This is a genomic window from Bacillus cereus group sp. BfR-BA-01379, from assembly GCF_022663605.1.
In the GTDB taxonomy this organism is placed as follows: domain Bacteria; phylum Bacillota; class Bacilli; order Bacillales; family Bacillaceae_G; genus Bacillus_A; species Bacillus_A mobilis.
Window position 1 is genome coordinate 1 of the sequence record NZ_JAKUFT010000128.1, and the last position, 7014, is coordinate 7014.

A 7014-nucleotide genomic window follows, 5' to 3' on the forward strand; every position below is an offset into this window, starting at 1 on the left:
CTTCTTCTACTATGTATTGAATTGTCGGTTTATCAACGATCGGTAACATTTCTTTTGGCATCGCCTTCGTTGCTGGTAAAAACCTCGTTCCAAGACCCGCTGCTGGAATAATAGCTTTTCTCACTTTTTTCAATTGTAATCCTCCTAAATTCATTTATATATATCAATAACAAAAAACCTACCTATAGATTTATCTTGATAACCCTATAGGTAGAGCTTCTGTCGTAAATAAGTTATGGGCATCTAACCCTGCCTCACATCATACTCCCGACAACAAGCGTCTAAGGTAGGTATGAAATAAAATTTCTACCCACAGCACGACCGAGTGCCTCCATTGATAACGGTTAGGAGACATCACCAGTTCTTTATTTAAAAAATACCAAACAATTTTTTACGACGAATTCGCTCTGGGTCTTCTTTATAAATTGCTTTTCCGCTAATTAATAAGTACGGATTTTCTTTTAAGTCGGTCATAACGTTCATTCCGAATTCCTTTTCAATTAATTTGTAGCTTTCTGCTAGGTGAAATCCTCTTGAAGTTGTGTTATGTGCATCTGATGCGATCATATGTGTTAAATTATGTTCAACAAGCTGCAATGAAAACTTTTTAATTTTCTTGCCGAATTTCCCTAGTAAGCTGCCTGCCGTCACTTGTGTTAATGCACCCTTATTTACAAGGTTATATAACTTGTCTGGCTGCTCAATTAATTCGGCATTACGTTCCGGATGAACGATAATTGGGATCATTCCTTTTACACGTAGTTCATAAAATAGCTGTTCTGCATAACGAGGTACGTGATTAGATGGAAATTCAATCAAAATATATTTATTTGTTTCATTTAAAGTAACGATTTTACCAGATTCGTAGTCTTCTAATAAATCACCATATAACCTGACCTCTTGCCCGGGTAAAACTTTCAGTGGAATGTCATTTTGTTGTAATTCATCATTTAGTTGCTTGACTTGATGAATAATAGAAGTACGCTCATTTACATATTTTCCATTTTGATGATGTGGTGTGGCAACAATTGTATGTATTCCTTCTGCCACGGCTTGTTGTGCCATCGCTAAACTATCAGTTACTGTTTGTGCACCGTCATCGATACCGTGTAAAATGTGACAATGTAAATCAATCATTCTTTTCGTCCTCCCTCTCATATAAACATCTTTTTTCCCTTGAATATGAGACATGTCTCATATTCAAGGGAAAAAAGGAGATATAGCCTTGCCATATCTCACTTTTTAATTAGCACCATAGTAATAATATAAGCCTTGTTCACGTTCACGATCGTTCAAGACAACGCCTAATAATTTACCTTTAGCCGACTCTAACAACCCTTTTGCTTTTACTGCTGTTTCTTTCTCTGTTGATTCACTACGAACAACAAGAATTGAAGCATCACATACATTTGCCATAATTTGCGCATCAGTAACTGCCAAAATTGGTGGTAAATCAAAAACAACCAAATCGTACAGGCTATATGCTTGTGCAAGAAGCTCTTGCATTGATTTTGATCCTAGTAATTCTGCCGGATTTGGTGGGATCGGACCACAAGCTAAAAAGTGTAAATTATCTACAGCTGTCTTTTGTACACATTTCTCTAAACCTTCACTATGTGTTAATACGTTCGTTAATCCGAAAATGTTATCTACTTGAAACATTTGATGCATCGCTGGTTTACGCATATCTGCATCAATTAATAATACTTTCTTTCCTTGTTGAGCAAACACGACTGCCATATTCGCTGTTGTCGTTGTTTTCCCTTCACTCGGGTTCGCAGACGTAACCATTAATGAATGTAAATTCGTATCGACAGCTGCAAATTCGATATTCGTTCGAATATTACGATATTGTTCTGAGATTGGTGATTTCGGTTGCTGATGAGCAATTAATTGACGACGTTGACGATGATTTTTGTTCTTTTTAAATAAATTAAGAGCCAATTGTTTGTCCCCTCACTTTTCTTGATGATGGAGCGTGTGATGTCATATTCATTGTTTCTTCATCCATACGAGCTACAATACCTAACACTGGTAAACCAAGTAAGCTTTCTACATCTTCTTCTTTTTTCACTGTGTTATCTAAGTATTCTAGTAAGAATGCAAGCCCAATTGAAGCCATTAAACTAACAACAAAAATAATTGCTACATTTAGCATTGGTTTTGGCTTGATGGGCGACTCATTGTCCATAACCTCAGCTTTGGATAATACAGTCACATTATCAACACTCATAATTTTTGCCACTTCACTCTTAAAAACTTCCGCTATAGTATTTGCAATGTCACGTGCCAACTTTGGGTCTTTATCCTGCACCATCAAAGAAATAACTTGTGACTCTTTTTCATTGGTAACATCGATTTTTTTAGTCAAATCTTGAACTGTTAAATTTAATTTTAACTTTTCCTTTACCTGATCCAAAATCACTGGACTTTTAATGATAACCTTATATGTATTTGTTAATTGAATATTCGTTTGAACTTCACCAGCTTGAATCATTGCCCCATCTTGCTTCTTTTGGTTAACAAGAATTTGCGTCGAAGATTGATAGATTGGTGTCATAAAGAAGAAGCTAATGATAGCACTTACTATAGCGGCACCAAAGGCGATTACGAGGATCATTGCTAAACGTTTTTTTAAAATATGAAATAACTCTTTCAAACTAATTGTTTCTTCCATAAGTTCCTCCAACTTTCTAAAATTTGCACATAAGAAAAATTATAACATATAAATCTTATATTTTTTATTTTGAATAATTTAGTTCTACATTTATTCACATCAAGCAAATATAATCTTACAAAATAATCTTAAATATGACAACACATTCCAACGAATTTCCAAAATTTCCATTGTATCATGTTTTTCATATAATGTAATAAGAAATTTTATAAAAATTCAAAAAAAGCTGATAAATTAATTTATCAGCTTTAAAATTTATTATTCTATATACTATTTTCTAATAATATCCATATTGTTCTTTTTCTTCTTTTTTATCGTTTAAGACGACACCAAGTAATTTACCGGACGCTTTGTCTAATATTTGCTTCGCTTTTACAATTTTGTCTTTTTCTGTTTTTTCGCTGCGTACGACAAGTACGATTCCATCGCATTTGTTCGCTAGTATTTGTGCATCGGTAACCGCAAGAACGGGTGGTGTGTCGATTAGAATAATATCAAACATGTTATATGCTTCTAGTAATAGCTCATCCATTATCCGGCTACCTAGTAGTTCAGCTGGGTTTGGTGGGATTGGACCTGCTGCCATTAAGTATACATTCTCTATATCTGTTTTTTGAATGCATTGCATTAGTTTCGCTTGTCCTGATAATAGGTTCGTTAATCCATTTGAATTGTGAATGGCAAATAAGTTTTGAAGCGTCGGCTTACGCAAATCCGCTCCGATCAATAAGACTTTCTTTCCTTGTTGACCATAAACAACTGCTAAGTTTGCGATTGTTGTTGTTTTTCCATCACCTGGATCTGCCGAAGTAACAATAATAGAACGAACATGATTATCTACAGATGTAAATTCAATATTTGTACGAATGTTACGGTATTGTTCTGCAACACGTGATTTTGGCTCTTTATGTGTAATTAATTGTCGTAATGATTTTCTTTTCTTTCTTCCGAACATACTCATAATCTCCTTTTGTGAAATGCGACATTTCCCCTTTTTCTCTCTATGCTCGATTTCATACGTCTAATTAATATTTTGTATCATTAATTTCCCCACATCTCATCTTAATCAATATCATCCTACTTTGTCTTATATGAACACCTTTACAATATGACAATGACTTTACTTCTTTTCTGCTCTTATCGTTTATCCTAATTTTTGAATAAATAATAAAGTAATTATATGGTGATTCCCTTCCATATACAAGTAATTTTCTGACTAGTTTGCATTTTAACAATTACACCGATATATAGTGGAAATAAAAAATCTCCTTGCATTTTCACAAGGAGATTTTTTATTTCTGTTATTCTTTTTTATCACCAATCGCAAATGTAATTTCAGCTTCACATGCAACTTCACCATCTACTGTTGCGATTGCTTTTCCTTTTCCAATTGGACCGCGTACACGTGTCATTTCTACTTCTAGGCGAAGTTGATCACCTGGACGTACTTGTTTTTTGAAACGACAGTTGTCGATACCTGCGAAGAAAGCAAGTCGTCCGCGGTTTTCTTCTTTCTTTAATACCGCAACTGCTCCAACTTGTGCTAATGCTTCTACAATAAGTACACCAGGCATAACTGCATAGTCAGGAAAGTGCCCGTTAAAGAATTCTTCGTTTGCGGATACATTTTTAATTCCAACCGCTCTTTTTCCTTCATCTACTTCTAATATTTTATCAACAAGTAAAAATGGATAGCGGTGAGGAATGATTTCTTTAATTTGTTCTATATTTAGCATACAACAATCGCCCCTTTTGTAATATTGGTCTTACCACTTGGACATATTGTTTATTATCCCATTTTGTTTATTGTTTGTCATTATAAAGTGCAATTTCCTATTTATAAAAAAATGCACACACTCCATTCCATTAAAATAGCTGCATATACTTGCAACTGACACGGAGGTAGAAAAGAGTGTATGCCCAGATTAGGGAAAGGCAATATGTATTGAAACATTATTTGCCTTAATGTCGTATTCGACTCATTATATTATAAACGTTTTCAAATAAGGAAATATTAAATTTAACCATATATATGAATATTTTACCTATTTCCTTCGTTTTTCTTTATTTTTCTTCTATTTTCTCAATAAATCAAAATAAAATAAAAAAATAAAAGAATAAAAAAACAAAAAAGAACTACGGTTAACACCTTAGTTCTTCTCATCTTCCTACTATTTGTGAACTAATAATAAGCGGGGGGTACCCCCACTTATTAAAGTTTCACTTTATCGTAAAGCACGCTTTGGTAATTTATCAATATTCTCTAACATAATACCTGTACCAACCGCAACACATTGCATTGGGTTTTCAGCAATTAATACTGGTACTTTTAGTTCTTCTGCTAGAAGCATGTCGATACCGTGTAGTAAAGCTCCACCGCCTGTTAGAATAACACCGCGGTCGATGATGTCCGCAGATAGTTCTGGTGGTGTGCGCTCTAATACACCTTTTGCAGCTTGTACAATGATAGCCGCGTCTTCTTTTAGTGCTTCTGTAATTTCTTCAGAGCATACTGTAATTGTGCGTGGTAAACCAGTTACCATGTCACGTCCGCGAATTTCAAGCTCTTCGCTACGTGCACCTGGGAATACTGTACCAACTTTAATTTTAATATTTTCTGAAGTACGTTCTCCAATTAACAGCTTATACTTACGTTTAACATAGTTTAAGATCTCCATATCAAACTTATCGCCAGCCATTTTGATAGAGGAAGAGGTAACAATATCACCCATAGATAGTACAGCGATATCTGTTGTACCTCCACCAATATCAACAACCATGTTACCGCTTGGTTGGAAGATTTCCATACCAGCACCAACTGCGGCTACTTTTGGTTCTTCTTCTAAAAATACTGTTTTACCACCTGAACGTTCAGCAGCCTCACGAATTGCTTTTTGTTCTACAGATGTGATATTTGTTGGACAGCAAATTAAAATACGAGGTTTTGAAAAGAAGCTCTTTACGTCCAATTTGTTAATGAAATACTTTAACATTGCTTCTGTAATTTCGAAATCTGCGATTACACCATCTTTAAGCGGACGAATTGCTACAATATTACCAGGCGTACGTCCCACCATACTTCTTGCTTCTTCACCTACTGCTAATACTTTACCTGTGTTACGATCAATTGCAACAACAGATGGCTCATTTAATACAATACCCTTACCTTTAACATGGATTAATACGTTAGCCGTACCTAGGTCAATTCCGATATCTCGCGCAAACATTCCCGTCATTTCCTCCTCGATATTCAAAATCAGGTTACACCCGAATTCTTTTACACCTAATTTCTGATTTTATCATAAATTTAACAGAAACGTAATATTCGCAAAAAGAATTCTTCTGAAAAATATTACCGAATTGAAACGGAATGTTTGCGATCGCATATTTATTGACGGACCGGCTTTTCTACATCTTCTTTTCTATACTTTTGCTTTGTTGCTTCTCCGCCTCTTAAATGACGAATAGACTTATGATAATCAAGAATTTCTTTCACTTCATTTGCGAGCTCTGGATTAATTTCTGGTAGACGTTCCGTTAAATCTTTATGGACTGTACTCTTTGATACCCCAAATTCCTTTGCAATGACACGCACTGTCTTTCTTGTCTCCACGATATACTTACCAATCTTGATAGTTCTCTCTTTGATGTAATCGTGCACACCACTCGCCTCCCTAAATTGGATGTGAGAAGGGTGAAATGAGCCTCGCTGCATATGACTAAGAAGTAAGTGTGAGTGCTGTTTGTAAGCGTTAAACATTCTTGGATTTATAATGAAATGATTCACGATTTCTCACCTCAAACACTCTCTTTGCTTTGGTTTATACCATTGTATTGCCCGCACTACTGATATATGCTACATGTTCACTATTTTTGCGGACTAAGTTAAGAAAAATTACATTTTTTTGTGAGAAATACGTTAACAGTGACTATTTTGGCGAAAAAAAATGACACCTTATATATAAGGTGTCATTCTTCTCGTTCCAACTCTTCTTCTAATAACTGATGGTGGGGAACCTCTTTCTTACCAGCAATGTAATAATATAAAGTAAATAAAACAAACAATAAAATAATAGCAGTCGACAGAACAAACAAAAATGACACAGTATCCCCTCCCTTTTGTAATATATATTCGAGAATCTCGTCATTTTTCCTTGTTATTGCAACTTTTTTCTCGAAATTGAGTATTTTTATATGAAAGTAAAAAAATCAGCTCTCCTAGTGAGAACTGATTTTTCCACTTTTTTATTCTTGTGAAGAAGAACTGTTAGATGATTCTGTAGAACCATTTGTTGATTTTTCTTCTTTCTTTGGTTCTTCTTTTTTGTCACTAGTTG

Annotated in this window: 9 protein-coding genes; all 9 read right to left on the reverse strand. The window is 34.7% G+C overall.

The features are described from left to right. Positions 1 to 133, reverse strand: a 133-nt coding sequence (locus MR113_RS26255; RefSeq protein WP_277929796.1) for a sugar phosphate nucleotidyltransferase, incomplete at its 3' end; no start/stop codon positions are given. 236 nt (positions 134 to 369) lie between these two features. Then, positions 370 to 1137, reverse strand: a complete 768-nt coding sequence (locus MR113_RS26260; RefSeq protein WP_242257380.1) for a tyrosine-protein phosphatase — start codon at positions 1135 to 1137, stop codon at positions 370 to 372. A 105-nt stretch (positions 1138 to 1242) separates the two neighbouring features. After that, complete coding sequence (locus tag MR113_RS26265) at positions 1243 to 1944, reverse strand: CpsD/CapB family tyrosine-protein kinase (protein ID WP_242257381.1); 702 nt, start codon at positions 1942 to 1944, stop codon at positions 1243 to 1245. Then, positions 1934 to 2677 carry a YveK family protein gene (locus MR113_RS26270; protein WP_242257382.1) on the reverse strand — a complete coding sequence of 248 codons (744 nt, stop codon included), beginning with the start codon at positions 2675 to 2677 and terminating at the stop codon, positions 1934 to 1936. Before MR113_RS26270 ends, MR113_RS26265 begins: the two co-directional genes overlap by 11 nt. A 277-nt stretch (positions 2678 to 2954) precedes the next feature. After that, positions 2955 to 3632: a CpsD/CapB family tyrosine-protein kinase gene (locus tag MR113_RS26275; protein ID WP_242257383.1), complete on the reverse strand. Its 678-nt coding sequence runs from the start codon at positions 3630 to 3632 to the stop codon at positions 2955 to 2957. A gap of 346 nt (positions 3633 to 3978) precedes the next feature. Continuing rightward, a complete protein-coding gene (gene fabZ / locus MR113_RS26280; RefSeq protein ID WP_000931959.1) occupies positions 3979 to 4413 on the reverse strand; it encodes a 3-hydroxyacyl-ACP dehydratase FabZ in 435 nt (144 codons plus the stop codon). A 489-nt stretch (positions 4414 to 4902) separates the two neighbouring features. Continuing rightward, positions 4903 to 5904: a rod shape-determining protein gene (gene mreB / locus MR113_RS26285; protein WP_000457990.1), complete on the reverse strand. Its 1002-nt coding sequence runs from the start codon at positions 5902 to 5904 to the stop codon at positions 4903 to 4905. 161 nt (positions 5905 to 6065) lie between these two features. After that, on the reverse strand, positions 6066 to 6338 hold the full coding sequence (gene spoIIID / locus MR113_RS26290; RefSeq protein ID WP_000544012.1) for a sporulation transcriptional regulator SpoIIID: 273 nt from the start codon (positions 6336 to 6338) through the stop codon (positions 6066 to 6068). Positions 6339 to 6646: 308 nt separating this feature from the next. Continuing rightward, entirely contained in the window at positions 6647 to 6781 is a 135-nt protein-coding gene (locus MR113_RS26295; protein ID WP_000008903.1) for a hypothetical protein, read from the reverse strand. Between the last annotated feature and the right edge of the window lie 233 nt (positions 6782 to 7014).

Bases quoted from the DNA above. Each gene is read 5' to 3' on its own strand.
- MR113_RS26275 (WP_242257383.1), bottom strand. From the start codon at position 3,632: ATGTTCGGAAGAAAGAAAAGAAAATCATTACGACAATTAATTACACAT.
- mreB (WP_000457990.1), bottom strand. From the start codon at position 5,904: ATGTTTGCGCGAGATATCGGAATTGACCTAGGTACGGCTAACGTATTA.
- MR113_RS26270 (WP_242257382.1), bottom strand. From the start codon at position 2,677: ATGGAAGAAACAATTAGTTTGAAAGAGTTATTTCATATTTTAAAAAAA.
- MR113_RS26260 (WP_242257380.1), bottom strand. From the start codon at position 1,137: ATGATTGATTTACATTGTCACATTTTACACGGTATCGATGACGGTGCA.
- fabZ (WP_000931959.1), bottom strand. From the start codon at position 4,413: ATGCTAAATATAGAACAAATTAAAGAAATCATTCCTCACCGCTATCCA.